The sequence below is a fragment of the Nocardia sp. NPDC058640 genome (assembly GCF_042716995.1).
Classification (GTDB): Bacteria; Actinomycetota; Actinomycetes; order Mycobacteriales; family Mycobacteriaceae; genus Nocardia.
Genome location: NZ_JBHXRG010000007.1, coordinates 25,494 through 49,150, shown reverse-complemented (window position 1 = coordinate 49,150; position 23,657 = coordinate 25,494). Strand labels below are relative to the sequence as shown.

At 67.4% G+C, this 23,657-nt stretch carries 26 protein-coding genes; 15 read left to right on the top strand and 11 right to left on the bottom strand.

What is annotated here, in order from left to right; translation table 11 throughout:
- Window positions 1–6: 6 nt before the first annotated feature.
- Together ACFWU5_RS11865 and ACFWU5_RS11860 are read right to left on the bottom strand one after the other, a co-directional pair.
- Complete coding sequence (locus ACFWU5_RS11865; RefSeq protein ID WP_379267124.1) at window positions 7–777, bottom strand: IclR family transcriptional regulator; 771 nt, start codon at window positions 775–777, stop codon at window positions 7–9.
- Window positions 774–1,766, bottom strand: a complete 993-nt coding sequence (locus ACFWU5_RS11860) for a sugar kinase (protein WP_379267123.1) — start codon at window positions 1,764–1,766, stop codon at window positions 774–776. Before ACFWU5_RS11860 ends, ACFWU5_RS11865 begins: the two co-directional genes overlap by 4 nt.
- A 144-nt stretch (window positions 1,767–1,910) precedes the next feature.
- Between ACFWU5_RS11860 and ACFWU5_RS11855 the strand changes: the two genes are divergently transcribed.
- The 4 genes from ACFWU5_RS11855 to ACFWU5_RS11840 are packed head-to-tail and all read left to right on the top strand — an operon-like array spanning window position 1,911 to window position 6,940.
- Window positions 1,911–3,239 (top strand): amino acid deaminase, encoded by a 1,329-nt coding sequence (locus tag ACFWU5_RS11855; protein WP_379267122.1) that lies wholly within the window; start codon window positions 1,911–1,913, stop codon window positions 3,237–3,239.
- A 10-nt stretch (window positions 3,240–3,249) separates the two neighbouring features.
- A complete protein-coding gene (locus tag ACFWU5_RS11850; RefSeq protein ID WP_379244671.1) occupies window positions 3,250–4,866 on the top strand; it encodes an amidohydrolase family protein in 1,617 nt (538 codons plus the stop codon).
- On the top strand, window positions 4,863–5,504 hold the full coding sequence (locus ACFWU5_RS11845) for a bifunctional 4-hydroxy-2-oxoglutarate aldolase/2-dehydro-3-deoxy-phosphogluconate aldolase (protein WP_379244673.1): 642 nt from the start codon (window positions 4,863–4,865) through the stop codon (window positions 5,502–5,504). Before ACFWU5_RS11850 ends, ACFWU5_RS11845 begins: the two co-directional genes overlap by 4 nt.
- Before the next feature lie 11 nt (window positions 5,505–5,515).
- Complete coding sequence (locus ACFWU5_RS11840; RefSeq protein ID WP_379267121.1) at window positions 5,516–6,940, top strand: GntP family permease; 1,425 nt, start codon at window positions 5,516–5,518, stop codon at window positions 6,938–6,940.
- Between the two features lie 8 nt (window positions 6,941–6,948).
- Here the strand turns inward: ACFWU5_RS11840 and ACFWU5_RS11835 are convergent, their stop codons facing one another.
- A complete protein-coding gene (locus ACFWU5_RS11835; protein ID WP_379267120.1) occupies window positions 6,949–7,074 on the bottom strand; it encodes a hypothetical protein in 126 nt (41 codons plus the stop codon).
- Window positions 7,075–7,218: 144 nt separating this feature from the next.
- The gene (locus ACFWU5_RS11830) at window positions 7,219–7,767 is read right to left on the bottom strand and encodes a TetR/AcrR family transcriptional regulator (protein ID WP_379267119.1); all 549 of its coding nucleotides are present in this window, start codon (window positions 7,765–7,767) and stop codon (window positions 7,219–7,221) included.
- 98 nt (window positions 7,768–7,865) lie between these two features.
- Between ACFWU5_RS11830 and ACFWU5_RS11825 the strand changes: the two genes are divergently transcribed.
- Window positions 7,866–8,963 carry an FAD-dependent monooxygenase gene (locus tag ACFWU5_RS11825; RefSeq protein WP_379267118.1) on the top strand — a complete coding sequence of 366 codons (1,098 nt, stop codon included), beginning with the start codon at window positions 7,866–7,868 and terminating at the stop codon, window positions 8,961–8,963.
- 27 nt (window positions 8,964–8,990) lie between these two features.
- Here ACFWU5_RS11825 and ACFWU5_RS11820 read toward each other — a convergent pair whose 3' ends face one another.
- The gene (locus ACFWU5_RS11820; protein ID WP_379267117.1) at window positions 8,991–9,956 is read right to left on the bottom strand and encodes a helix-turn-helix transcriptional regulator; all 966 of its coding nucleotides are present in this window, start codon (window positions 9,954–9,956) and stop codon (window positions 8,991–8,993) included.
- Between the two features lie 62 nt (window positions 9,957–10,018).
- Here ACFWU5_RS11820 and ACFWU5_RS11815 point away from each other — a divergent pair, with 62 nt between their 5' ends.
- On the top strand, window positions 10,019–10,510 hold the full coding sequence (locus ACFWU5_RS11815; protein WP_379267116.1) for a pyridoxamine 5'-phosphate oxidase family protein: 492 nt from the start codon (window positions 10,019–10,021) through the stop codon (window positions 10,508–10,510).
- A gap of 107 nt (window positions 10,511–10,617) precedes the next feature.
- Here ACFWU5_RS11815 and ACFWU5_RS11810 read toward each other — a convergent pair whose 3' ends face one another.
- Window positions 10,618–11,274 carry a hypothetical protein gene (locus ACFWU5_RS11810; protein WP_379267115.1) on the bottom strand — a complete coding sequence of 219 codons (657 nt, stop codon included), beginning with the start codon at window positions 11,272–11,274 and terminating at the stop codon, window positions 10,618–10,620.
- Between the two features lie 126 nt (window positions 11,275–11,400).
- Between ACFWU5_RS11810 and ACFWU5_RS11805 the strand changes: the two genes are divergently transcribed.
- The 7 genes from ACFWU5_RS11805 to ACFWU5_RS11775 are packed head-to-tail and all read left to right on the top strand — an operon-like array spanning window position 11,401 to window position 18,473.
- Window positions 11,401–12,621, top strand: a complete 1,221-nt coding sequence (locus tag ACFWU5_RS11805) for a cation:proton antiporter (protein WP_379267248.1) — start codon at window positions 11,401–11,403, stop codon at window positions 12,619–12,621.
- A gap of 27 nt (window positions 12,622–12,648) precedes the next feature.
- Window positions 12,649–13,707 carry an N-acetyl-gamma-glutamyl-phosphate reductase gene (gene argC, locus ACFWU5_RS11800; RefSeq protein ID WP_379267114.1) on the top strand — a complete coding sequence of 353 codons (1,059 nt, stop codon included), beginning with the start codon at window positions 12,649–12,651 and terminating at the stop codon, window positions 13,705–13,707.
- Window positions 13,704–14,930, top strand: a complete 1,227-nt coding sequence (gene argJ, locus ACFWU5_RS11795) for a bifunctional glutamate N-acetyltransferase/amino-acid acetyltransferase ArgJ (RefSeq protein ID WP_379267113.1) — start codon at window positions 13,704–13,706, stop codon at window positions 14,928–14,930. Before argC ends, argJ begins: the two co-directional genes overlap by 4 nt.
- Window positions 14,927–15,811 (top strand): acetylglutamate kinase, encoded by an 885-nt coding sequence (gene argB / locus ACFWU5_RS11790; protein WP_379267111.1) that lies wholly within the window; start codon window positions 14,927–14,929, stop codon window positions 15,809–15,811. The genes argJ and argB overlap by 4 nt, the downstream gene beginning before the upstream one ends.
- A complete protein-coding gene (locus tag ACFWU5_RS11785) occupies window positions 15,804–17,006 on the top strand; it encodes an acetylornithine transaminase (protein WP_379267110.1) in 1,203 nt (400 codons plus the stop codon). Before argB ends, ACFWU5_RS11785 begins: the two co-directional genes overlap by 8 nt.
- A complete protein-coding gene (gene argF / locus ACFWU5_RS11780) occupies window positions 17,003–17,935 on the top strand; it encodes an ornithine carbamoyltransferase (protein ID WP_379267109.1) in 933 nt (310 codons plus the stop codon). Before ACFWU5_RS11785 ends, argF begins: the two co-directional genes overlap by 4 nt.
- Before the next feature lie 34 nt (window positions 17,936–17,969).
- A complete protein-coding gene (locus ACFWU5_RS11775; protein WP_379267108.1) occupies window positions 17,970–18,473 on the top strand; it encodes an arginine repressor in 504 nt (167 codons plus the stop codon).
- On the opposite strand, the gene ACFWU5_RS11770 is transcribed toward ACFWU5_RS11775, so the two are convergent.
- From ACFWU5_RS11770 to ACFWU5_RS11750, 5 genes are all read right to left on the bottom strand, one after another.
- A complete protein-coding gene (locus ACFWU5_RS11770) occupies window positions 18,430–19,158 on the bottom strand; it encodes a DUF4184 family protein (RefSeq protein WP_379267107.1) in 729 nt (242 codons plus the stop codon). The genes ACFWU5_RS11775 and ACFWU5_RS11770 overlap by 44 nt on opposite strands.
- Before the next feature lie 49 nt (window positions 19,159–19,207).
- A complete protein-coding gene (locus tag ACFWU5_RS11765) occupies window positions 19,208–20,008 on the bottom strand; it encodes an aldose 1-epimerase (protein WP_379267106.1) in 801 nt (266 codons plus the stop codon).
- A 76-nt stretch (window positions 20,009–20,084) separates the two neighbouring features.
- A complete protein-coding gene (locus ACFWU5_RS11760) occupies window positions 20,085–20,240 on the bottom strand; it encodes a hypothetical protein (protein ID WP_379244703.1) in 156 nt (51 codons plus the stop codon).
- A gap of 81 nt (window positions 20,241–20,321) precedes the next feature.
- The gene (locus ACFWU5_RS11755) at window positions 20,322–20,453 is read right to left on the bottom strand and encodes a hypothetical protein (protein WP_379267105.1); all 132 of its coding nucleotides are present in this window, start codon (window positions 20,451–20,453) and stop codon (window positions 20,322–20,324) included.
- A gap of 42 nt (window positions 20,454–20,495) precedes the next feature.
- The gene (locus ACFWU5_RS11750) at window positions 20,496–20,636 is read right to left on the bottom strand and encodes a hypothetical protein (RefSeq protein ID WP_379244707.1); all 141 of its coding nucleotides are present in this window, start codon (window positions 20,634–20,636) and stop codon (window positions 20,496–20,498) included.
- Window positions 20,637–20,863: 227 nt separating this feature from the next.
- On the opposite strand from ACFWU5_RS11750, the gene ACFWU5_RS11745 reads away from it, so the two are divergent.
- Both ACFWU5_RS11745 and argH read left to right on the top strand, forming a co-directional pair.
- Window positions 20,864–22,060 carry an argininosuccinate synthase gene (locus tag ACFWU5_RS11745; protein ID WP_379267104.1) on the top strand — a complete coding sequence of 399 codons (1,197 nt, stop codon included), beginning with the start codon at window positions 20,864–20,866 and terminating at the stop codon, window positions 22,058–22,060.
- Window positions 22,061–22,235: 175 nt separating this feature from the next.
- Window positions 22,236–23,654 carry an argininosuccinate lyase gene (argH, locus tag ACFWU5_RS11740; protein ID WP_379267103.1) on the top strand — a complete coding sequence of 473 codons (1,419 nt, stop codon included), beginning with the start codon at window positions 22,236–22,238 and terminating at the stop codon, window positions 23,652–23,654.
- The last annotated feature ends 3 nt before the right edge of the window (window positions 23,655–23,657 follow it).

Sequence of the window (23,657 nt, the reverse complement as noted above, 5' to 3'; positions counted from 1 at the left end):
GAGGTTTCAGCCTTTCCTCGCGGTGACGGCTCGGCGGGGGTCCCAGCCGAGCTCGGTGGAGATCGCCTCGGCGGTCGCGGTGACCTGCGGCAACAACGCCAGCACCTGATCATGGTCGAGCAGCACGTCGGGAACCGAGACCGACACGGCCGCGACCACGGATCCGATGCCGTCGCGCACCCCGACACCGATGCAGTTCACGAAGCTCTCGTGCTCTTCATGGTCTTCGGCGAACCCCTGCGCGGCGACCAGCGACAATTGGGCCAGGTACTGCTCGGGGGTGCGCAGGGTGCGGGCGGTGAACGGGTGGTAGTCCAGTCGTGCCGCCACCGCGGGCCATTCGGTGCGGGGCAGCGCCGCGACCAGCACCTTGCCCACCGCGGTGCAGTGCAGCGGTGCGGGCCTGCCGATACGCGAATACATGCGCACCGCCTGTTCGGCGTCGACCTTGTCGATGTAGACCGCGTCGCCGGATTCGTAGGCGGCCAGGTGCACGGTCTGGCCGGTGGCCGCGCCCAGCGCGCGCAGATGCGGGCGGGCGACGGTGCGCACGTCACGGTTTTCCAGTGCGCGACTTGCCAATTCGAACATGCGGGTGCCCAGCGAGTAGCGGTGGGCGTTGTCGCGCACGACGAACCGGTCGGCCTGCATGGTCTGCAGTAGTCGCAACACCGTGGACTTGTGCACGCCGAGTCGTACCGCCAGATCATCCAGCGACTGCGAATTCTCGCCCAGGGCAACGAGAATGGACAAGGCCCGCGACACACTTTGACTCATGTGCTGATCGTTTCATCCAGGGCCGCGGGGTAGCGCAGCCCGGCCCACGTCTGGTCCGGAAGCACGGCCAGGCGTTGAATATCTTGTGAGGGTGGCAGTTTCGCCGAATCGCCGGTGGCGGTCAGGGCGGACGCGGCGCACAGGTGGCCGTAGCGCAGGCGGGTGCGCAGGTCGGCGCCGTGCAACAGCGCGGCGAGGTAGCCGCCGGCGAAAGCGTCACCGGCACCGATGCGTTCGGTGATATTCAGGGTCAGCGCGGGCACTTCGATCGCGGTCTTGCCGTCGAAACCGGTGACGGTGTGCTTGTCGTTCTTGACGATCAGCTGGGTCGGCTCGGGAAACAGTGCGCGCAAAGCTGCCGGGTCGCCGGTGCCGAAGATCTCCTCGGCCTCGTCGGCACCCAGGAACACCACGTCGGCGCCGCGAATGTGCGCGGCGAGTTCGTCGGCGGCTTCGTCGATGCGCGAACCCCACACTGCCGGACGGTAATTCAAGTCGAAACTGATCAATGTGCCGCTGCGGGGCCGCGCGAGTAGTGCACGCGTGAGTTCGGTGGCCGACTCCGACAGAGCCGGGGTGATGCCGGTGAAGTGCACGAGATCGGCACCGTCGAACAGGCTCGGTGTCAGATCGGCGGGGGACAGGGCGCTCGCGGCCGACCCGGTGCGGTAGTAGTGCATGCGACTGGCGTGCGCGGGCAGATCGTTCGTCTCGCCCGAACCCGCGCCGCGCTCCTTGACGTAGAGACCCGTGGGCCGCGTCGGATCGATGGCGACCGCGTCGACATCCACCCCCTTGGCCGCTAGATCCGCGATCAGATAGCGGCCGAAACCGTCCTCGCCGACCCGCGACAACCACGCCGCCGACACGCCCAACTGGGCCAGCACCACGGCCACATTCGCCTCCGCGCCACCGGCCCCGCGCTCGAACTGCGCGGACTGCTCGAGCGGCCCCGCGCCCGCGATCAACACCGCCAATCCCTCGCCCACAGTGACCGCCCTGGGCCGGTCGACTGTTGCCTGAATCACCTTATTTGCCCTTTCGTGCTTGCGGTCACTGCCTTCTAGATGCACAATAACGAGCAGAAACATTCAGCGCAACCACCGTTGCACACACTGCAATGTTTGCTTGATATGACTGATCGGGCCGTTACCCAGGGGTTCGGTCGACGAGGAAGGGATGCTGTGATCATCGACAACGACGTCGTCGACGCGCTGGCGCACGAGTTGCTCGGACCCCACGACAAGAGCGTGCCGCCCGCCGCCTGGGGTCACACCGTGCGCGAATATCTGTCCGGCGCACCCGAACTCACGCACTGGCAGACACCGCTGCTCACCCTGGACCGCGCCCGCCTCGACGCGAACCGCGACCTGATGGCGCAGTGGACTGCCACCGCAGGTGTCGCGCTTGCCCCGCACGGCAAGACGACGATGGCGCCGCAGCTGTGGCGCGAACAGTTGATCGCGGGTTCGTGGGGGATCACCCTGGCCACCGCGTGGCAGGCGCAACTGGCACGGTCGTTCGGTGTCGGTCGGATCATGCTCGCGAACGCCCTGGTCGATCCGGTCGGATTGGTCTGGGCGGCAGCGGAATCCGCGCGCGACGCCGACTTCGAGTTCTACTGCTGGGCCGACGGCGTGGCCACGGTCGAACTGATGGACAAGATCCTGCGGGAGACCGCCGCGAGCCCGCGCGTGCGGGTACTGGTCGAACTGGGTGGACCGCACGGTCGGACCGGCGCGCGCACCCGAGCCGAGGCGCTGGCGGTTGCCGCCGCCGTTGCAGCCAGCGAGCGACTGACCCTGGCCGGTGTCGCGGGCTACGAGGGCGCGCTGGCACACGATCGCACCCCCGCGGGCATCGCGGCGGTGCGCGGTTACCTGCGCGAACTCGCCACCCTGCACACCGAACTCGCTGCGACAGGTGCCTATTCGGGTCCGTCGCTGATCACCGCCGGCGGCAGCGCGTATCCCGAACTGGTGGTCGACGAGCTTGCGGGCCTGGCCGACGCATCGACCACGGTGGTCCTGCGCAGCGGCGCGTACCTGGTCCACGACGACGGTTTCTACGCCGGGATCTCCCCGCTCGCCGCGCCCGCTGTGGACCCCGGCTTGCGTGCGGCGATGCACGGGTGGGCGCGCGTGGTGTCACGACCGGAACCCGAACTGGCCCTGCTCGACGGCGGCAAACGCGATTTCCCCTTCGACGAAGGTCTGCCGGTGCCGCAGCAGGTCATCGGCGGCACGCTGCCCCCCGGTGCGGTGGTGACCGCCCTGAATGATCAGCACACCTTCCTGCGCCTGCCCGGAGCTGCATCCACTGATCTGCCGGTGGGTTCGGTAGTGCGGCTGGGCCTTTCGCACCCGTGCACCGCCTTCGACAAGTGGCGCCTCATCCCCGTCATCGACAGCGCCGACGCGGTGAATCCGCGCGTGGTCGACCTGATCCGCACCTACTTCTAATCGGATGACCATGACCCCCTTGCTCTTTCGTGACATCGACATCGTCGACGGCACCGGCGCCCCGCGCACGCGTAGCGATGTCCTGGTCCGTGACGGCCGCATCGCCGAGATCGCCCTGCCAGGCACCATCGACTCCGCCGATGCGAGAGTCGTTGCGGCGGAACCGGGTTCGGTGCTCGCGCCCGGATTCATCGACATGCACGCGCATTCCGACCTGTACCTGCTCACCCACCCCGACCACCTCCCGAAGATCACCCAGGGCGTCACCACCGAGGTGATCGGCCAGGACGGGCTGTCCTACGCACCCATCGACGACGCCGCACTCGCGGTGCTGCGCAGGCAGATCGCGGGCTGGAACGGCAATCCCGCCGACTTCGATTTCAGCTGGCGCACGATCGCGCAGTACCTGGACCGCCTGGACGAGGGCATCACACCCAACGCGGCCTACCTCGTTCCGCAGGGCACGCTGCGGATGCTCGTGGTCGGCAATGACCAGCGCGCGGCCACCGCCGGGGAGATCGACCGGATGTGCGCGCTGCTGGCCGAAGGTTTCGAACAGGGCGCGGTCGGCATGTCCAGCGGACTGACCTACACGCCCGGAATGTACGCCGACACAGGCGAACTCGCCGCACTGTGCCAGGTGGTCGCCTCCTATGGCGGCTTCTACGCACCGCACACCCGCTCGTACGGTGCGGGCGCGCTCGAGGCCTACGCGGAGATGATCGGCCTGGCGAAAGCCACCGGCTGCGCGCTGCACCTGACCCACGCCACCATGAACTTCGGCGTCAACCGTGGGCGCGCACCGGAATTCCTGGCCATGCTCGCGATGGCGCGCGCCGACGGTTGCGACATCACCCTCGACACCTACCCGTACCTGCCGGGTTCGACCACGTTGTCGGCGCTGCTGCCCAGTTGGGCGATGTCGGGCGGGCCCGACGCGGCACTGGCCCGCCTGGACGATCCGGGGCAGCGGGCCAGGATCATCGCCGATGTCGACGTCAACGGGTCCGACGGCTGCCACGGCGTCACCGTCGAATGGGAGACCATCCAGATCAGCGGGGTCGGCGACGACGCGCTATCGGACGTCGTGGGCCGTACGGTCGCCGAGATCGCGGCCGATCGCGGCATCGCACCTGTGCAGGTGTTCTTCGACCTGCTGCGCCGCGATCAGCTCGCCACCACGATCCTGCAGCACGTGGGCCACGAGGAGAACGTGCGCGCGATCATGGTCGACCCAGGCCACATGGGCGGCAGCGACGGCCTGCTCGTGGGCGCCCGCCCGCACCCGCGCGCCTGGGGCACCTTCCCGCGCTACCTGTCGCGTTACGTGCGTGAACTGGGCGTTCTCGGGTTGGAGGAGTGCGTGCACCACCTCACGGGCAGGCCCGCGCAACGCCTGCGCCTGGACCGACGCGGCCTGGTGCGGCCCGGTTTCGCCGCGGACCTGGTCGTGTTCGATCCGGCAACGATCCACGACACGGCCACCTTCGAAGATCCCAAGCAGCCCGCGCGTGGTATCCAGCATGTGCTGGTCAACGGCGAATTCGCGCTCGAGAACGGCACCGCGACCGGTGTGCGCGCCGGTCGCGCCCTGCGCCTGGACACCACGCGAAAGGAAACCCGATGAACCCGCTGTTGAGCTCGTCATCGCCGGCCATGGAGGTGATCCGCGCCGACCGGGCTCTCACCGTGGTCCGCGCCCCTTCCATACCCGATCCGGCCGCGCTGGCTGCCGCGCTGGCCGGTGCCGGTTTGCGTGCGGTCGAACTGACCTTCACCACCCTCGGTGTGCTCGACGCGATCAGCAAGGCCGGTACGGTCACCGATGCGGTGATCGGGGTCGGCACCGTCACCACCCGCGCTCAGGCCGAGGCTGCCATCGAGGTCGGCGCGCAGTTCCTGGTGACACCCGCACTGCGCCCCGAGGTCGCGGAAGTGGCTGTGGCGCACACGATCCCGGTCATCATGGGTGCCTTCACGCCATCGGAAGTGCTGGCCGCAGCCGAAATGGGTGCCGCGGCCGTCAAGATCTTCCCGGCCCGCGCGCTGGGCCCGCAGTACCTCAAAGACCTACTCGGGCCGTTCCCGAACATGTTCCTGATCCCCTCGGGCGGCGTGAATTCCCACAACGCCCGCGATTTCCTCCGGGCGGGCGCGATCGCTGTCACCGCGGGCACCGAAGTGGTGGCCCCGCTCGACGTCGAAACCGCCCGCTGGTCCCACATCGGCTCCAAGGCCGCACATTTCGTCCATTCGCTTGATTGAGAGGTTGTTCCATGGGCGCCACCGTCGACTGGTTGCGCACCACCACCCCCGGGTTGCTGGTGCTGTGCGGTCTCGCGATCGCAGTACTGCTCATCGCCATTATCAAAGTCAAACTGGAGCCGTTCGTCGCGCTGCTGTTGACCGGCCTGCTGCTGGCTCTGGCGGCCGGACTCCCGATCTCCCAGATCGTGGGCACACCGCTCAAAGCCGGTGAGTCACTGCTGGAAACAGGCTTCGGCGGCATTCTCGGACACATCGCGGTCATCATCGGATTGGGCACCGTACTCGGTGCGATTCTCGAAAGATCCGGTGGCGCCGACGTTCTCACCGACAAACTCCTGAAAGTGTTCGGCGAGAAGGGCGCTCCCATCGCGATGGGCCTGCTGGGCCTGATCTTCGGCATCCCGGTGTTCTTCGACATCGGCATCTTCGTGCTCGCGCCCCTGATCTACGTCGCCGCCAAACGCGGCGGTCGTTCGCTGGTGCTGTACGCCATGCCGATGCTGGCCGGCCTGTCCATGACGCACGCCTTCCTGCCCCCGCACCCCGGCCCCGTCGCCCTGGGTGGTCTGCTCGGCGTGAGCCTGGGCTGGCTGATCATCATGGGATTCGTCTGCGGCATACCGGGTTTCATCGCCGCGGGCATCGTGTGGGGCAGCTACATCGGTAAGCGCGTGATGGTGTCGGTGCCCGAGGAATTCGTTCCGCTCGAGCCCGAATCCACCGACGAGGGCTCCGGCGGCACCGCGGTGGTGACCAAATCGCCGCCCTCGGTCGGATTGATCGGCGGCATCATCGCGATCCCGCTGGTGCTGATCCTGGGCGCTACCTTCGGTTATCAACTGCTGGACAAAGATTCGGCGCTGCTGCAGGTGCTCACGTTCTTCGGCACCCCCGCGGTCGCGTTGTTGATCACCGTGCTCGTGGCGTTCTATCTGCTCGGGATCCGCCGCGGTTCCACGGTGCAGGAACTGAGCACCATCACCGCCGAATCGCTCAAACCGGTCGGCATGGTCCTGCTGGTGGTCGGCGCGGGTGCCTTCTTCGGCAAGGTCATCTCCGCCACCGGCATCGGCACCGCACTGGCCGAAACGATGTCCGCGGCGGGCCTGCCGATCATCGTGCTGGCCTACCTGATCAGCTGCGGTCTGCGCATCGCGCAGGGTTCGGCCACGGTCGCCATCGTCACCACCGGCGGCATCGTCGCGCCGCTGGTCGCGCAGCAGCACTACTCGCAGATGTCCATCGCGCTGATCGCCATGGCGATCGCGGCGGGCTCGATCATTCTCAGCCACGTCAACGACGGCGGTTTCTGGATCATCGCGAAGTACTTCAACATGACGGTGAAACAGACCCTGCAAACCTGGACGGTGCTCGAAACCATCCTGTCCGTAGTGAGTTTCGCGGTCGCTGCCCTGCTGTTCTCGATCGTCTGACAACTGTTCTACCGAGCCGGGCTGTCCCCACGGGTCAGCCCGGCTTCGTATGCGCAGATCGCGGCCTGCACCCGGTTGTCCAGGCCGAGACGGCGCAGAATCGCGTGCACAACGGTGTCCCCCTGGGGCGACAACTAGCGAACCCCCCGGCAGCCCGGTAGATTCCATCGCCTCGTCCAAATAGACCTCGATAGCGGCAGCAGTCGTAGCTGGCCTGGGCTCGGCACGGAACGGCCACAACCGACCTGAGCGAAAGTCGAGAATCAACCGATCGTCGTTCAGTCGAGCAGCGCGCGCGTCAGCCGAGCGAGCGCTTCGCGCGGATCCTTCCCCGCGTCGGCACCGGTGAGCCGGTGCACGACGGCACCGTCGAGATAGTCGACCAGGATGCCGGTATCGGTGGCCGTCAAACCCACCGACGCGGCCATCTCGATCGCCCAGGCGCGCAGCCGCTGGTGTCCGCGCTGGACCGATTCGTGCAGCGCCGGCATCGTCTGCGACTCGCCGAACAGGGCCAGGCGGGCCTGGGTGCGGACGCGGTCGGTGGTGGTTGCGTGCGTGACGAACAGGGCGAGACCGTCGATGAGGTGCTCGACCGTGGCTGGGCCGAGTGCGCGGTTCATCGCCTCCCAGTCGGCGTGATCGCGCTGCTCGAGGCGTTCTGCGACGCCACACAGCAGTGCTTCGCGGGTGCGGAAATAGTTGGATGTCGAACCCGGGGGCAGGTCAGCGGCTTGGTCGACCGCGCGGTGGGTCAGCGCGCGCGACCCGCCGGTGCCCAGTACCTCGATCGCGGCATCGAGGACCTGCTCGCGTTTGGTAGTCACCCACTGATACTACGCCCGTAGTGAGCTGCACTACATTCGTAGTCTTCATCACTACAGCCGTAGTACGGTCGCAGTTACTCGAGACGAAGGAGTGTGCGATGTCTACAGCGATGGTGGTCGGCGGCGGAATCGGGGGAATGGCCGCGGCGCTCGCGCTTGTCGGGCGGGGTTGGGATGTCCAGGTGTTGGAACGGGCGCCGGAGGTTGCCGAAGTAGGGTCTGGAATATCGCTGTGGTCCAACGCTTTACGCGCACTGGACGCTCTCGGCGTCGGCGACACCGTTCGCGCGCAGGGCATGTCGGAGGTGTCGGCGGGAATTCGCGACGATCGTGGGCGATGGCTTTCGCGCACCGACGTGGCGACACTGCGCGATCGGTTCGGCGCTCCGGTGGCGATCCACCGCGCCCGGCTGTTGGATATCCTGCGCACGGCGCTACCCGAAGGCATTGTGCGCACGGGGATCTCGGTGCACGAGGCGACCGTGGAGGGAACGGTGGTGCACTCCGCGGGCACGTCCTCCGCCGATCTGATCGTCGGAGCTGACGGGATTCGCAGCGTTGTCCGGCGTGCGGTCTGCGGCGAAGTCGCACCGCGCTACGCCGGCTACACCGCCTGGCGCGCGGTGGTCGATATCGACGAACAGCTCACCGAGTTCGGCGAAACATGGGGTCGCGGCGCACGTTTCGGCATGGCCCCTCTCGCCGACGGCCGCGTCTACTGCTTCGCCGTCTACAACGCCCCCGAGCACACGACCGGCAGCCTCGCCGAAGTCCGCGACCGCTTCGCGAATTGGCACCACCCGATCCCGGCCCTGCTCACCGCCGCCGACCCGAACGCGGTGCTACACAACGACATCTACGACCTACCCGCCCTCCCTGCCTTCACCGCAGGCCGCATCGCCCTGGTCGGCGACGCCGCCCACGCGATGACACCCAACCTCGGCCAGGGTGGCTGCCAAGCACTCGAAGACGCCGTAGTCCTGGGCAAGCTGGCAGGCGAACCCGACGGCCTCGCTCGCTACGACCGAGAACGCCGCCCCCGCACCCAGATGATCACCCACCGCTCCGCCCGAATCGGCACCGTCGCCCAACTGTCCGCCCGCCCCCTGGTCACCCTCCGCAACACCGCACTACGCCTGACCCCCACCTCGACCCAGCTCAACTCCATGGCGGAGATCCTCGACTGGACCAGTTGATATCAGCTCGGCGACCCGTGTGTGTCCTCATCGGTAGCGCGTGCACATCGCCGCCGCAGTGGCGATCATTTGGGCGCGCAGTTCCGGCGGGTCGAGTACCTCGATGTGTTCTCCGAGGGGGAGCAGGGCGTGGGCGAGGACTTCGTAGGACTCGCTGGGGATCGTGATGTCGGCCCAACCGTCGGCATCCGGGGCCCCGACGCAGGTCAGGGCTTCGCGCACCGCAGCGGGATCGTTCATCAGGCGGAGTAAGGGGAGGTGGGTGGTGGCGATTCGGCAGTGTGCGGTGACTCGCAACATTGATCGCGCGAACTGTTCGGCGGTGGCGTTCCAGTGCGTGGTGAGGTCGAAAGAGGCAGGGCGGGTGAAGGATTCGCCGGTGGGAGTCGCAGCGGTGATCCGGGCGGCCCGGTAGGAGCGGATAGCGGTTCCTTCGCGGGCGATCAGGTACCAGGTGCCTGCTTTCATGACCAGGCCGAGCGGGTCCAGGGTTCGTTCGACGGTTCGGTCGCGGCGCTGGTAGGTGATCGCGAGACGGTGGTCGTGCCACAGGGCTTCGGCAACCGTTGCGAGGGTGGGGGTTTCGTCGGGGTGTTGGAACCAGCCGGGCATGTCGATGTGGACGCGTTCGGCGATTCGGGTTGCGCGGCCGCGTAATTCGGGTGGGAGGGCGGCGAGCATTTTCAGTTGGGCGGTGGCCAGGACGGTGCCGAGGCCTAGGTCGGCTGCCGCGCCGGGCAGGCCCGCGAGCAGGACGGCGTCGGCTTCGTCGGAGGTGAGGCCGGTGAGGCGGGTTCGGTAACCGTCGATCAACCGGACTCCGCCGCCGCGGCCCGGTTCGCAGTACACCGGAACGCCCGCCTCCGACAGCGCTTCCACGTCCCGGTACACCGTGCGCACCGACACCTCCAGCTCCCGTGCCAGCGCGCCCGCCGTCGCACCGCCACCTGCTTGCAACAGCAGCAGCAACTGCACCAACCTGCTCGCCCGCATATCCCGAGGCTAGCCGCAAACCCTGACACAAGATGTCAAGTTTGCGCCGTACCGTACGAGATATGACCACGTGGAGCCAGTTCACCGAAGAAGCCCCGAGCATCGCCGCGGTGTTCCGACGCCGCCACCAGGCCACCGGCAACCTGTGCCTGTTGGGCACCCTGCGCGCCGACGGGTCACCGCGCATCAGCCCGATCGAACCGATCATCTTCGAAGACATGCTCGTGCTGGCCGGGATGCCGAACACCCGAAAATTCGACGACCTCGCCCGCGACCCACGCTTCTGTCTGCACACCGCCACCGTCGACACCAAGGTCTCCGACGGCGACGCGAAACTCTTCGGCACCGTCACCGACCTGCACGACGAAGCCGTCCACGCCCGCTTCGCCCAAAAACTGTTCGACGACAGCGGTTTCGACATCCGCGGCGAGAAGTTCGACCACTTCTACGTCGCCGACCTCACCGGCGCCTCCACGGTCGAAGTGGACGACGACCACCTCGACATCACCGTCTGGAAGCCCGGTTCGGGCGAAACCATCGTCCGCAAAGACTGACTCACCGACCTGGACAATTGATCACCAGGCAACCACGCAAACGTCGCGCGAGAAGGAAAATCCACCATTGCCTGGTGATCAACTGTCCAGTGGGTCAACGGGGCTGGTTAGCGTGCGGAAGGCTCGGGATCGGCCGCCAGGACGCCCGTCGCTAGGGCCAGCGCATGGTCGATACCGGGGCATTCGTGCGATCCCGCGCCGAAACCGAGCCCCGGATGGCGCAGATCGAGCTCGGTGACCGCACCGTCGACCACACGACGGGTCGACCGCAGGGGCGGTGTCGTTGCCATGATCGCTTCGGGTGGTTCGCCGCAGGCGCGGGCCGCCGCGATCAGTTCGCCGGTCGCCGCGCAGGCCTGTACGAGAACGCAGATCCGCGCCGCGGTCGCCTCGTCCGCGACGCCACCGCACGCCGCGACGAGTTCGCGCACCGCTGCGTCGGCGGGTGGTGTGACAGGGACGTGCGGTTGATAAGCCGCGGCGACTTCGGCTACCGCGTCCGCGAGGTCCGAGGGAAGTCGCATGGCGCGCAGCAAGATTCGGACATGGGCAAGCGGTCCGTCGTCACTCCCGGCCAGCTCATCGATGTCGATCCGATCCAGCTCCGCGCACACGGCGGCCCGCCTGCGTGCATGGTCGGCACCATCGCAGAACCGCGGTACATGAGCGCGAAGCCAGGCGACGCCGGGCTCGGACGCCGCGGGCACGGTGGGCATCGGCGCGGTAGTTAGCAATTCGCGGACGAGAACAGGATCGCTGATCACCCCATGACCGTAAGCCCACGAAGTCGACGGGGCGCATTATCGGCTTTATGCACCCGCACCGTCTCGGCTGTCGGACGCGCGCGAGGTGCGCTGGATCAGCACGGATGGTGTGCCACGATGGCGTACATGGAGCTGCTCGCTTCCGCTGCCGAGGGTCCCTCGCCGATCGTGTCGCTGTTCTGGATCGCGCTCATCGCAGTGGTCGCGCCGCTGGTGTCGCGGCTGGTCAAGGGGTATCTGCCGGATGTGGTGATCCTGCTCGTGGCGGGGGCGGTGCTCGGGCCGCATGTGTTGGGGTGGGCGGATAGCACCGGTGGGGTGGACCTGGTCAGCGAGTTGGGGCTGGGGATGCTGTTTTTGCTGGCCGGGTACGAGTTGGATCCGCAACTGTTGCGTGGTCGGTCGGGGCGCACGGCCTGGATTGTGTGGTTGGTGTGTCTGCTGTTCGCGTTCGCGATTGTCGTCGTCGCCACGGACAAGTCCAATGGCACGCGGATCGCGGTCGCCATCGCGTTGACCTCTACCGCGTTGGGCACGCTGCTGCCCATTCTGAAGCAGTCCGGGATCGTTGATACGCCGTTGGGGCGCGCGGTGATGACGCACGGCGCGGTGGGGGAGTTGGGGCCGATCGTGGCGATGTCGGTGCTGCTGACCAGCAGGAATATCGGCAGCGCCGTGGTGATCGTGCTGATGTTCGTGGTGGCCGCGGCGGTGGTCGGGTTCGTGCCGGTGCGGTTGTTCGACCGGATGCCCGATCTGGGTACCGCGCTGGCCAAGCTGGGCGGAGGTACCTCGCAGCTGCCGGTGCGCGGGGTGGTGTTGCTGCTGATGGTGTTGATGGTGGTCGCGGAGGTGTTCGATCTGGATGTGGTGCTCGGGGCGTTCGCGGCGGGCATGATTCTGCGACGGCTGATCGCGGCGGGGCACCCGGATGTGGATTCGTCGCTGGAGGCGATCGGGTACGGGTTGCTGATCCCGGTGTTCTTCGTGGTGTCGGGGATGGGCATCGACGTGGCGGCGGTGGGGCGCAATCCGGCGCTGTGGTTGTGGTTCGTGGTCACCATCGCGATCGCGCGCGGAGTGCCTGTGTGGCTCAGTGAACGTTTCGTGCCGCGCGGGGACAATCTGCCGACCGGACGCGAACGCGTCGAACTGGCGCTGTACGCGGCCACGGGCCTGCCGATCATCGTCGCGGTGACGCAGGTCGCCACCCACACGGGGCTGTTGACCGCCGAGGTAGCCTCGATCCTGGTGGCCGCGGGCGCGACGACCGTGCTGGTGTTTCCGCTGGTGGCGCGCCTGATCGGAGCCCGGGCGGCAAAACCGGTCACACCCGCGCATGAATGAGCTTGCATAATCGTGCATAATCATCACATGGTTGATTCGTCGGGAGGACCCGTGCTTCGGGTGGCGGTTGCCGGTGCGAGTGGGTACGCCGGTGGCGAAGTGTTGCGTCTGCTGTTGGGGCATCCCGAATACCGAGCGGGGCGCCTCGAGATCGGGGCGCTGACCGCCGGTTCCAACGCCGGTACCGCGCTGGGCGCGCTGCAGCCGCATCTGCTGCCGCTGGCCGACCGGATCCTGGACGAGACCACCCCCGAAATCCTGGCCGGGCACGACATCGTGTTCCTCGGCCTGCCGCACGGCCAGTCCGGCGCGATCGCCGCCGCTCTGCCCGACGATACGGTCATCATCGACTGCGGCGCCGACTACCGGCTCACCGATCCCGCCGCCTGGGAGAAGTACTACGGCAGCGCGCACGCGGGTAGTTGGCCCTACGGCCTGCCCGAACTGCCCGGCGGGCGCGAACAGCTCACCGGTGCTCGGCGGATCGCCGTGCCCGGCTGCTATCCGACCGTGGCCAGTGTCGCGCTGGCGCCGGCCATCGCCGCCGGGATCATCGAACCCAGCGTGAATGTCGTTGCGGTGAGCGGCACTTCGGGCGCGGGCCGCAAACTCGACGTGGGCCTGCTCGGTTCCGAGGTGATGGGCAGCGTGCGTGCGTACAGCATCGCGGGCGCGCACCGGCACACCCCCGAGATCGCCCAGAACCTGAAAGCCGCAGGCGGCGTTGACGTCTCGGTGTCGTTCACGCCGGTGCTGGCGCCGATGCCGCGTGGCATCCTCGCCACCTGCACCGCCCCGGCGAAAGTCGACGCCGCGCAGGCGCGTGCGGTGTATGAAAAGGCCTATGCCGACGAACCTTTCGTGCACCTGCTGCCCGAAGGGATGCTGCCGCAGACCGGTTCGGTACTCGGCTCCAACGCCATCACCCTGCAGGTCACCGTCGATGAAGACGCGGGCCTGCTAGTGGTGATCGGCGCGATCGACAACTTGACCAAGGGCACCGCGGGCGCCGCGGTGCAATCGATGAATCTGGCCGTCGGATTCGACGAGACCGCAGGACTTTCCACCGTAGGAGTGGCACCGTGACGACCCCTGATCCGCAGACCCCGGACCACGGCAAACTGATCCACACCCAGGGCGTCACCGCGCCGTTGGGTTTCCGCGCGGCGGGCATCGCGGCCGGTATCAAGGCCAGCGGCAAGCCGGACCTGGCGTTGGTGCTCAACGAGGGCCCCGAGTACTCGGCGGCCGGTGTGTTCACCAGCAACCAGGTCAAGGCCGCGCCGGTGCTGTGGTCGCAGCAAGTTCTGAAGACCGGTCATCTGCGCGCGGTGATCCTCAACTCCGGCGGCGCGAATGCCTGCACCGGCCACGGCGGCTTCCAGGACACCCACAAGACCGCCGAGGAACTCGCTGCGGCACTGAGCAATTGGGGCACCGAGACCGGCGCGGGCGAGATCGCGGTCTGCTCCACCGGTCTCATCGGTGACCGCCTGCCGATGGACAAGCTCATCCCCGCGATCACCGAGATCGTGCACGAGATGGGCGGCGGCATCTCCGGCGGCACCGAGGCCGCCCACGCCATCATGACCACCGACACCGTGCCCAAGGAGTCGGCGTTCCACAGCGAGGACAAGTGGAATGTCGGCGGCATGGCCAAGGGTGCGGGCATGCTCGCGCCGTCGCTGGCCACGATGCTCGTGGTGCTCACCACCGACGCCGTCGCCACGCCCGAGCAGCTCGATTCCGCCCTGCGTAAGGCCACGAAGTACACCTTCGACCGGCTCGATGTGGACGGTTCCTGCTCCACCAACGACACCGTGCTGCTCCTGGCCAACGGTGCCAGTGGCGTCGCGCCCTCGCAGGAGGATCTCGACGCCGCGGTGTTCACCGTGTGTGACGATCTGGCCGCGCAGTTGATGGCCGATGCCGAGGGTGTCACCAAGCGGGTGCAGGTCACGGTCGCCGGTGCGGCCTCCGAGGACGAGGCGCTCACTGTTGCCCGCGCGGTCGCCCGCGACAGTCTGGTCAAGACCGCGCTGTTCGGTTCCGATCCGAACTGGGGTCGTGTGCTCGCCGCCGTCGGCATCGCGCCGGTGACCCTGGACCCGAACCGAATTGCCGTGTCGTTCAACGGCAATCCCGTGTGCGTCGACAGTGTCGGTGCGCCCGGCGCCCGCGACGTGGACCTCTCCGGCGAAGACATCGACGTGCTGATCGAGCTCAATGTCGGCGAGGGCACCGCGATGGTGCGCACCACCGACCTCTCCCACGCTTACGTCGAAGAGAACTCGGCATACAGCTCATGAGTGTCGTGCACAGTCTTTCGGCCTTGGACAAAGCGCACGTGCTCGCCGACGCGCTGCCGTGGCTGCAGAAGTTCCGCGACAAGATCGTGGTCGTGAAATACGGCGGCAACGCCATGATCGACGACGAACTCAAGTCGGCCTTCGCCGCCGACATGGCGTTCCTGCGCACCGTCGGCGTGCATCCCGTGGTCGTGCACGGTGGTGGCCCGCAGATCAACGCCATGCTGAAAAGACTTGGTATGGAAGGCGAATTCCGCGGCGGCTTCCGCGTCACCACGCCCGAGGTGATGGATGTGGTGCGGATGGTGCTGTTCGGGCAGGTCGGGCGTGAGCTGGTCGGGCTGATCAACGCGCACGGTCCGTACGCGGTCGGCATCTCCGGCGAGGACGCGCACCTGTTCACCGCCACCCGGCGCACCGTCGCGGTCGAGGGCATCGCCACCGACATCGGCCTGGTCGGCGACGTCACCGAGGTCAACCCCGGCGCGGTACTCGACCTCATCGACGCGGGCCGCATCCCGGTGGTCTCCACCATCGCCCCCGACGCCGACGGCATCGTGCACAACATCAACGCCGACACCGCCGCCGCCGCACTGGCCGAAGGCATCGGCGCGGAGAAACTGGTCGTGCTCACCGACGTCGAAGGCCTCTACACCGACTGGCCGGACCGCTCCTCGCTGACCAGCCGGATCGACGCCGACGCGTTGGCGAAGTTGCTGCCGCGCCTGGATGCGGGCATGGTGCCGAAGATGGAAGCGTGTCTGCGCGCCGTGCTCGGCGGGGTCCCCAGCGCCCACGTGATCGACGGGCGCGTCCCGCATTCGGTCCTGCTGGAACTGTTCACCGGAGAAGGAATCGGAACCATGGTGACCCATGAGTGAGACAGACAAGCTGCAGCAGCGGTGGACGGCCGCGATGATGGACAACTACGGCACCCCGAAGGTCGCGCTCGTGCGCGGCGCGGGCGCGGTGCTCTACGACGCCGACGGCAAGCGCTACCTCGACTTCCTCGGCGGCATCGCCGTCAACAGCCTCGGGCACGCGCATCCGGCCATCCTCGAAGCGGTCACCCAGCAGCTGGGAACCCTTGGCCACGTGTCGAACCTGTACGCCAGCGAACCGGTCATCGAACTGGCCGAGAAGCTGCTTGCTCACTTCGGCGACGGTGAGGGCAAGGCGTTCTTCTGCAACTCCGGCACCGAGGCCAACGAGGCCGCGTTCAAGATCGCGCGACTGACCGGACGGTCGAAAATCGTTGCGGCGGAAGAGGCTTTCCACGGCCGCACCATGGGCGCGCTGGCGCTGACCGGTCAACCGGCCAAGCGGGCACCGTTCGAACCGATGCCGGCCGGCGTCGTGCACGTGCCCTATGGTGACGCCGACGCGCTGGAAGCCGTCGTCGATTCCGACACTGCCGCAGTGTTTCTCGAACCGATGATGGGGGAGAGCGGCGTTGTCGTGCCGCCGCCGGACTACCTCGCGCGTGCTCGCGAAATCACCTCGCGGGCAGGGGCATTGCTGATCCTGGACGAGGTGCAGACCGGAATCGGGCGCACCGGAACGTTTTTCGCGCACCAGGCGGCAGGCATCGTGCCCGACGCGATCACCCTGGCCAAGGGTCTGGGTGGTGGCCTGCCGATCGGTGCCGTACTTGCACAGGGCCGAGCCGCCGAACTGCTCACGCCGGGCCTGCACGGCACCACCTTCGGTGGCAATCCCGTCTGTGCCGCAGCGGCTTTGGCGGTGCTGCGCACGATCGACTCCGACAACCTGCTCACCCACGTGGAGTGGGTCGGCAAGCGGCTGCGTGATGGCATCGCCCTGCTCGAACATCCCGAAATCGACCACGTGCGCGGCGCGGGCCTGCTCATCGGCATCGTGCTGCGCGACGACATCTCCGCGTATGTGGACGTGCGCGCGCGCGAAGCCGGCTACCTGCTGAACCCCGCCAAGCCCAACGTGATCCGGTTGGCGCCACCGCTGGTGCTCACCGAAACTCAGGCCGACAATTTCGTCGCCGACCTGCCCGAGATCCTCGACAAGGCCGCCGCCGATGCTAAGGGAGCGACCGAATGACCCTGCGTCATTTCTTGCGTGACGACGATGTGAGCCAGGCCGAACAGGCCGAAATCCTCGCCATCGCCGCCGAATTGAAGAAAAACCCCTTCGCGCACCGGCCGTTGGACGGCCCGCGCGGAGTCGGGGTGATCTTCGAGAAGAACTCCACCCGCACGCGATTCTCCTTCGAACTGGGCATCGCCCAGCTCGGCGGCCATGCGGTGGTCGTGGACGGGCGCGACACCCAGTTGGGTCGGGAGGAAACCCTCGGCGACACCGGCAGCGTGCTGTCGCGCTACGTGGATGCCATCGTGTGGCGCACCTTCGAACAGTCGCGCCTGGACGAAATGTCGGTCACCGCAACGGTTCCCGTGGTCAACGCGCTGTCCAATGAGTTCCACCCCTGCCAGGTCCTGGCCGACCTGCAGACCATCAGCGAGCGCAAAGGCTCCCTGGTCGGCCTGAATCTGACCTACTTCGGCGACGGCGCCAACAACATGGCGCACTCGCTGCTGCTGGGCGGTGTCACCGCGGGCATGAACGTGACTGTGGCCGCGCCCCCCGGCTTCGAGCCGCTGCCGTGGATCCTCGACGCCGCCGCCAAGCGCGCCGCGGAAACCGGTGCGACCGTCTCGGTGACCAACGATCCGGTGGTCGGCGCGACCGGCGCCGACGTGCTGGTCACCGACACCTGGACGTCCATGGGGCAGGAAAACGACGGCCTCGACCGCGTCGGCCCGTTCCGGCCCTTCCAGCTCAACACCGCACTGCTGTCGCACGCGCACCCGGAAGCGATTGTGCTGCACTGCCTTCCGGCCCACCGTGGTGAAGAGATCACCGACGAGGTCATCGACGGTGGACACAGTGTGGTCTGGGACGAGGCCGAGAACCGCCTGCACGCCCAGAAGGCGCTGCTGGTGTGGTTGCTCGCGAAAGCCGCCGCGTGACACCGCGAACCGGGGCCGGCTCGGAGTCCGGGCGATGAGTGTTCCCGAGAAGGGTTCGCCCGCGATCGCCCGCACCCGCGCCGGCCGCCAGTCCCGCATCATCGAACTGCTGACCGCGCATTCGGTCCGCAGTCAGACCGAACTGGCCGCGCTGCTGTCGGCCGAGGGCATCGAAACCACCCAGGCCACCCTGTCGCGTGACCTCGACGAACTCGGCGCGGTGAAACTACGCGCGGCCGACGGCGGCGCAGGCGTCTACATCGTCCCCGAGGACGGCAGCCCCGTGCGCGGCGTCACCGGCGGCACCGGCCGCCTGTCCAAACTCCTGGGCGACCTGCTCGTCTCCACCGACGCCAGCGGCAACCTCGCGGTCCTACGCACCCCACCCGGCGCCGCCCACTTCCTGGCCAGCGCCCTGGACCGCGCCGCCCTGCCCTACATCATCGGCACCATCGCAGGCGACGACACCATCGCCGTCATCGCCCGCGAACCCCTCACCGGCGCCGAACTGGCCGCGAAAATAGAAAGCCTGGCCTGATCGCGCGAATGTGCCACAGCACCGCGTAGATCGCCCAGGCCGACGCTGCCGCCTGCACCGCGCCCACGATCGCGTGCCGGACCAGGTCGTAGGTGCTGATCTGGGCAATCGGGTCGTCGATGGCGAGTACCGCACCGAGAACGGGCGCGGCGAGTAGGACGGCGACGACCGCCCGGTTCGGCCGGACACGTTCGGTGCGTCGGGCACGATGGACTATCAGGTAGGCCAGTAGCGCCGTTCCGGCGACCGACGAGATGTAGCCGACCACGTTATAGGTCTTGTGCGGCTCGACCACCGATGTCCGCAACAGTGACCAGTTCTCGACCGCGAAACCGTTTGTCTGCGTGAAGGAATCCCACACCACATGCGTAGCCGCGCCTAGCGCAACCGCGGCGACCGTCAGCACCGCCGTGCGTACGGTCATGGAATCCGGTTGTCGGCCCAGCGAGAACGGCACCAGTGCCCGCAGGGGTTCCTCGGACACACGAAAATCCAGCAGCAGTGCGAGACCGATCAGCAGGTCCCAGCACGCGACACCGATCAGCGAATGAGTTGTGGTGCCGGACAGGGAAATCGGTAGGTAGTAGACCGCGTCGGGGGCAACCGAACCCGCGACCAGGGCGGCAAGGGGGAGATGTCGCGCGAAGGGCAGCACTGCTGCCGGGTGGGCGAACGTGATCGGCACTCGCTCCACCGTAATGGGTTGCGCTACCCGAAGACTCGGGTGTGCGGGTTCAGTCTCGGGTGAGGCGCTGCCAGGTCCAATCCACGCGGACGTCCAGGGGGGAATCGGGGGTGACCAGGCGTGGGTCGGTGTTCAGGCCGTTGGGTGGGCCTGACTGGGCCTCCACCGAGAGGGATTCCTTCGGCAGCGTCCAGACGACGACGTCGTGCACCGGGCTGGTGATGGTGAATTCCAGGAAACCGGGCCAGGTCAGGCGGGCCAGGACGCCGTTGGGCATGCCGAAGCAGTCGTCCCATGGTGCGGGGGTGGGGGCGATCTTGCGGCCGGTGGGTAGGTAGTCGTCGCCGCGTTCGCACTGCCAGGCCGGGTCGAAGTCCAGTTCCAAGGGGCCGGTGGCGGGTGGCACCGAGCGCAGGAACCACGGATGCCAGCCGCCCTGGGCGGGGAAGGGGTCGTGGTCGGTGGCGATGCGCATTTGCAGCGTGAGGCCGGTGTCGGCGAGGGTGAAGGTCTGGGTGACCGTGCCCGCGAACGGCCACGGATCATCGAGGCGGTGGCGCAGGGTGGCCTCGGTCGGTGACGACGCGACGACCTCCCACGCTCCGTCGCGCGCGGTGCCGTGAATGCTGTGCGGGCCGTTGTTGATCGGCAGCTGATAGGTGCGATCGCCGACCGTGAGCTCGCCCAGACCCAGACGTCCCGCCCACGGCGCCATGACGAAACAGCCGGTGCCCGGGTCCTGGCGTAGCAGTTCGGTGCCGTCGACGGTGAGACTGTGGATCGCGCCGCCGTCGTCCGGAGCGATCGTGAGCGTCGCGTCGCCTGCGGTGAGCCGCACATCGTCGGTCATGGTTCGCACAGTAGTGGCGGTGATGCGCCGTGCGCGGCAACTCGCGCCGAAAACCGCAGGGCGACGCGGCCCGGGATCAGTTGAACGGGTACTGACCGCCGCCCGCGCCGCCGCCGTGATTGTTCGGCGTGGCGACATCGATGATGTCCTGCACCAGCGCGACCACGGCGCGGCCGACATCGAGAACACCGTTGCCCAGTGTCGAGAATTCTTGTGCGATGTAGTGGAGCATCTTGTTCGTCCTCACGTGTGGCGAGCCGAATAGTGCTGTCTCAGCGTCATAGTGCTGTCTCAGCGTGCCACACGGCAGGGCTCAGGAGGCGAGGAAGTTCAGGATCAGCGTCGTCAGCGGGAGGGTGAGCTCGATGGTGGTGTGTACGACATAGAGCCCGAGGTTGGCCACCGCGTTGTAGTTGTCGGACAGGTACTGCAGGGCGTCATCCATGGTGTGCTCCTTGCGTCGAAGTGGTCAGGCGCGTCGAAATGGTCAGGCGAAAAATCCCTGGAGCAGGGGAGTGCCGAGCTCGATCACGGCCTTGGCCACGTTCAGACTCATGTTTCCCAAGCCGATGACGACCGTCCCGATCAGGTCGTAGTTGGCCTCGGCGAAATCACGTAACGACTGCATGATGGCTCCTTTGGTCCCGACCGGCGAGTATCAGCTGTGACCAGCGTCTCATAGCCGAGCGTACCCGCCAAGGCGCGCGGCGGTATCGTCGCAGGTGATCGTCTATTTCAGTCAGATCCGCCGCGGGCTCGCACCCCGGTTATGAATGAGATTGCATCATCGTGCATAATCATTTGTAGCAACGGCGACAGCCGAAGGAAGAACCCACGTCGAGGAGCACAACAAACATGTCCGATCGCGTCGTACTCGCCTACTCCGGTGGGCTTGACACCTCCGTCGCCATCAGCTGGATCGCGAAGGAGACCGGTTCCGAGGTGGTGGCCGTGGCCATCGACCTCGGCCAGGGCGGCGAGGACATGGAAGCCATCCGACAGCGCGCGCTGAACTGCGGCGCCGTGGAGGCCATCGTGGTCGACGCGCGCGACGAGTTCGCCGAGCAGTACTGCCTGCCCACCATCCAGGCCAACGCCATGTACCAGGGCCAGTACCCGCTCGTGTCGGCCATCAGCCGCCCGCTGATCGTCAAGCACCTCGTCGAGGCCGCCAAGTTCCACAACGCCACCACCGTCTCGCACGGCTGCACCGGCAAGGGCAACGACCAGGTCCGCTTCGAGGTCGGCATCGGTGCCCTCGCGCCCGACCTCGAGGTCATCGCCCCGGTCCGCGACTACGCCTGGACCCGTGAGAAGGCCATCGCGTTCGCCGAGGAGAACAAGCTCCCGATCAACGTCACCAAGAAGTCCCCGTTCTCCATCGACCAGAACGTGTGGGGCCGCGCGGTGGAGACCGGGTTCCTCGAGGACCTGTGGAACGCGCCCACCAAGGACGTCTACGACTACACCGCCGACGCCACGGTGAACTTCGAAGCGCCCGACGAGGTCATCATCAGCTTCGAGAAGGGTGTGCCGGTCGCCATCGACGGCAAGCCCGTGTCGGTGCTGCAGGCCATCGAGGAGATGAACACCCGCGCCGGTCGCCAGGGTGTCGGCCGTCTCGACATGGTTGAGGACCGTCTCGTGGGCATCAAGAGCCGTGAGATCTACGAGGCACCCGGTGCCATCGCGCTGATCACCGCGCACCAGGCACTGGAAGCCGTCACCATCGAGCGTGAACTGGCCCGCTACAAGCGGCAGGTCGAGCAGCGCTGGGGCGAGCTGGCCTACGACGGCCTGTGGTACTCCCCGCTCAAGCGCGCCCTGGACGCCTTCATCACCGACACCCAGCAGACCGTCACCGGCGACATCCGCATGGTGCTGCACGGCGGGTCCGCGGTGGTCAACGGGCGTCGCTCGGACCAGTCGCTGTACGACTTCAACCTGGCCACCTACGACGAGGGCGACACCTTCGACCAGTCGCTGGCCAAGGGATTCGTCCAGATCCACGGCCTGTCCTCGAAGGTCGCCGCCCGCCGCGACCTCGCCTAGGCTCCCCCGCCTCTCCGCGTCTTTTGCCGGTCGCGGGGTGGTGGTTGCGTGACTCGCCGGGCTCACCTCTGGGACGTGTGAACGTTCTGGGCGTGCCCGGTGAGTTACCCATGTACTTGCGAGATCAGTCAGCACCAAACATACGCTCGACAAGCCAACCCGAGAGAGGGCACTGATGACCCACGTCGGAACCAACGAAGGTGCGCTCTGGGGTGGGCGATTCGCGTCCGGGCCCGCCGAGGCGATGGCGGCGTTGAGCAAGTCGACGCATTTCGACTGGGTGCTTGCTCCCTATGACATTCGCGCCTCGAAGGCGCACGCCCGGGTGCTGCACAAGGCGGGGCTGCTCGCCGACGATGATCTGCCCGCCATGCTGGCCGGTCTGGACGCGCTCGCCGCCGATGTCGCCTCCGGTGCCTACGGACCCGCCGATTCCGACGAGGACGTGCACGGTGCGCTCGAGCGGGGGCTGATCGAGCGGGTCGGCACCGAGCTCGGTGGTCGGTTGCGGGCCGGACGCTCGCGCAATGACCAGGTCGCGACCCTGTTTCGGATGTGGCTGCGCGACGGTGTGCGTCGCGTCGCCGCCGGTGTGCTCGATGTGGTCGACGCGCTCGTCGCGCAGGCGGCCGCACACCCGGACGCGGTGATGCCGGGCAAGACTCATCTGCAGGCCGCCCAGCCGGTGCTGCTGTCGCATCACCTTCTCGCCCACGCACATCCGCTGCTGCGCGATCTGGAACGCCTGCGCGACTTCGACAAGCGGGCCGCCATCTCCCCGTACGGTTCGGGTGCGCTGGCCGGTTCCTCGCTGGGCCTCGACCCCGAGCAGATCGCCGCGGAGCTGGATTTCACTGCGTCGGCAGCGAATTCGATCGACGCGACCTCCTCGCGTGACTTCGCCGCCGAGGCCGCGTTCGTGCTGGCCATGATCGGTGTCGACCTGAGCCGGATGGCCGAAGAGGTGATCATCTGGAGCACACCGGAATTCGGCTACGTCACCCTCGCCGATGCCTGGTCCACCGGGTCGTCGATCATGCCGCAGAAGAAGAATCCCGATGTCTCCGAGCTGACTCGCGGCAAGGCCGGTCGACTGATCGGCAACCTCACCGGACTGCTCGCCACGCTGAAAGCCCAACCGCTGGCGTACAACCGGGATCTGCAGGAAGACAAGGAGCCGGTCTTCGACTCCGTCGCCCAGCTCGAACTGTTGTTGCCGGCCATCGCGGGGTTGGTCGGCACCCTCACCTTCCACACCGACCGGATGGCCGAATTGGCCCCTGCCGGTTTCACTCTCGCAACCGACATCGCGGAATGGATGGTCCGCCAAGGTGTTCCGTTCCGCGTCGCGCACGAAGCGGCCGGTGCGTGCGTGCGCGTCGCCGAAGCGCGCGGGGTAGGCCTGGCCGACCTCACCGACGAAGAGTTCGCCGCCGTCGACCCCGCCCTGACCGCGGGCGTGCGCGACGTGCTCACAGTCCAGGGCTCGATCGCCTCCCGCAACGCCCGCGGCGGCACCGCGGGAGTGCGCGTGGCCGAGCAACTCGACGAGGTCCGCAAAACCGCCGACGACGCCCGCGCCTGGCTGAGCTGAAGG

Bases quoted from the DNA above. Each gene is read 5' to 3' on its own strand.
- ACFWU5_RS11865 (WP_379267124.1), bottom strand. From the start codon at position 777: ATGAGTCAAAGTGTGTCGCGGGCCTTGTCCATTCTCGTTGCCCTGGGC.
- ACFWU5_RS11855 (WP_379267122.1), top strand. From the start codon at position 1,911: ATGACTGATCGGGCCGTTACCCAGGGGTTCGGTCGACGAGGAAGGGAT.
- ACFWU5_RS11850 (WP_379244671.1), top strand. From the start codon at position 3,250: ATGACCCCCTTGCTCTTTCGTGACATCGACATCGTCGACGGCACCGGC.
- ACFWU5_RS11845 (WP_379244673.1), top strand. From the start codon at position 4,863: ATGAACCCGCTGTTGAGCTCGTCATCGCCGGCCATGGAGGTGATCCGC.
- ACFWU5_RS11840 (WP_379267121.1), top strand. From the start codon at position 5,516: ATGGGCGCCACCGTCGACTGGTTGCGCACCACCACCCCCGGGTTGCTG.
- ACFWU5_RS11825 (WP_379267118.1), top strand. From the start codon at position 7,866: ATGTCTACAGCGATGGTGGTCGGCGGCGGAATCGGGGGAATGGCCGCG.
- ACFWU5_RS11820 (WP_379267117.1), bottom strand. From the start codon at position 9,956: ATGCGGGCGAGCAGGTTGGTGCAGTTGCTGCTGCTGTTGCAAGCAGGT.
- ACFWU5_RS11815 (WP_379267116.1), top strand. From the start codon at position 10,019: ATGACCACGTGGAGCCAGTTCACCGAAGAAGCCCCGAGCATCGCCGCG.
- ACFWU5_RS11805 (WP_379267248.1), top strand. From the start codon at position 11,401: ATGGAGCTGCTCGCTTCCGCTGCCGAGGGTCCCTCGCCGATCGTGTCG.
- argC (WP_379267114.1), top strand. From the start codon at position 12,649: ATGGTTGATTCGTCGGGAGGACCCGTGCTTCGGGTGGCGGTTGCCGGT.
- argB (WP_379267111.1), top strand. From the start codon at position 14,927: ATGAGTGTCGTGCACAGTCTTTCGGCCTTGGACAAAGCGCACGTGCTC.
- ACFWU5_RS11785 (WP_379267110.1), top strand. From the start codon at position 15,804: ATGAGTGAGACAGACAAGCTGCAGCAGCGGTGGACGGCCGCGATGATG.
- argF (WP_379267109.1), top strand. From the start codon at position 17,003: ATGACCCTGCGTCATTTCTTGCGTGACGACGATGTGAGCCAGGCCGAA.
- ACFWU5_RS11775 (WP_379267108.1), top strand. From the start codon at position 17,970: ATGAGTGTTCCCGAGAAGGGTTCGCCCGCGATCGCCCGCACCCGCGCC.
- ACFWU5_RS11765 (WP_379267106.1), bottom strand. From the start codon at position 20,008: ATGACCGACGATGTGCGGCTCACCGCAGGCGACGCGACGCTCACGATC.
- ACFWU5_RS11760 (WP_379244703.1), bottom strand. From the start codon at position 20,240: ATGCTCCACTACATCGCACAAGAATTCTCGACACTGGGCAACGGTGTT.
- ACFWU5_RS11755 (WP_379267105.1), bottom strand. From the start codon at position 20,453: ATGGATGACGCCCTGCAGTACCTGTCCGACAACTACAACGCGGTGGCC.
- ACFWU5_RS11750 (WP_379244707.1), bottom strand. From the start codon at position 20,636: ATGCAGTCGTTACGTGATTTCGCCGAGGCCAACTACGACCTGATCGGG.
- ACFWU5_RS11745 (WP_379267104.1), top strand. From the start codon at position 20,864: ATGTCCGATCGCGTCGTACTCGCCTACTCCGGTGGGCTTGACACCTCC.
- argH (WP_379267103.1), top strand. From the start codon at position 22,236: ATGACCCACGTCGGAACCAACGAAGGTGCGCTCTGGGGTGGGCGATTC.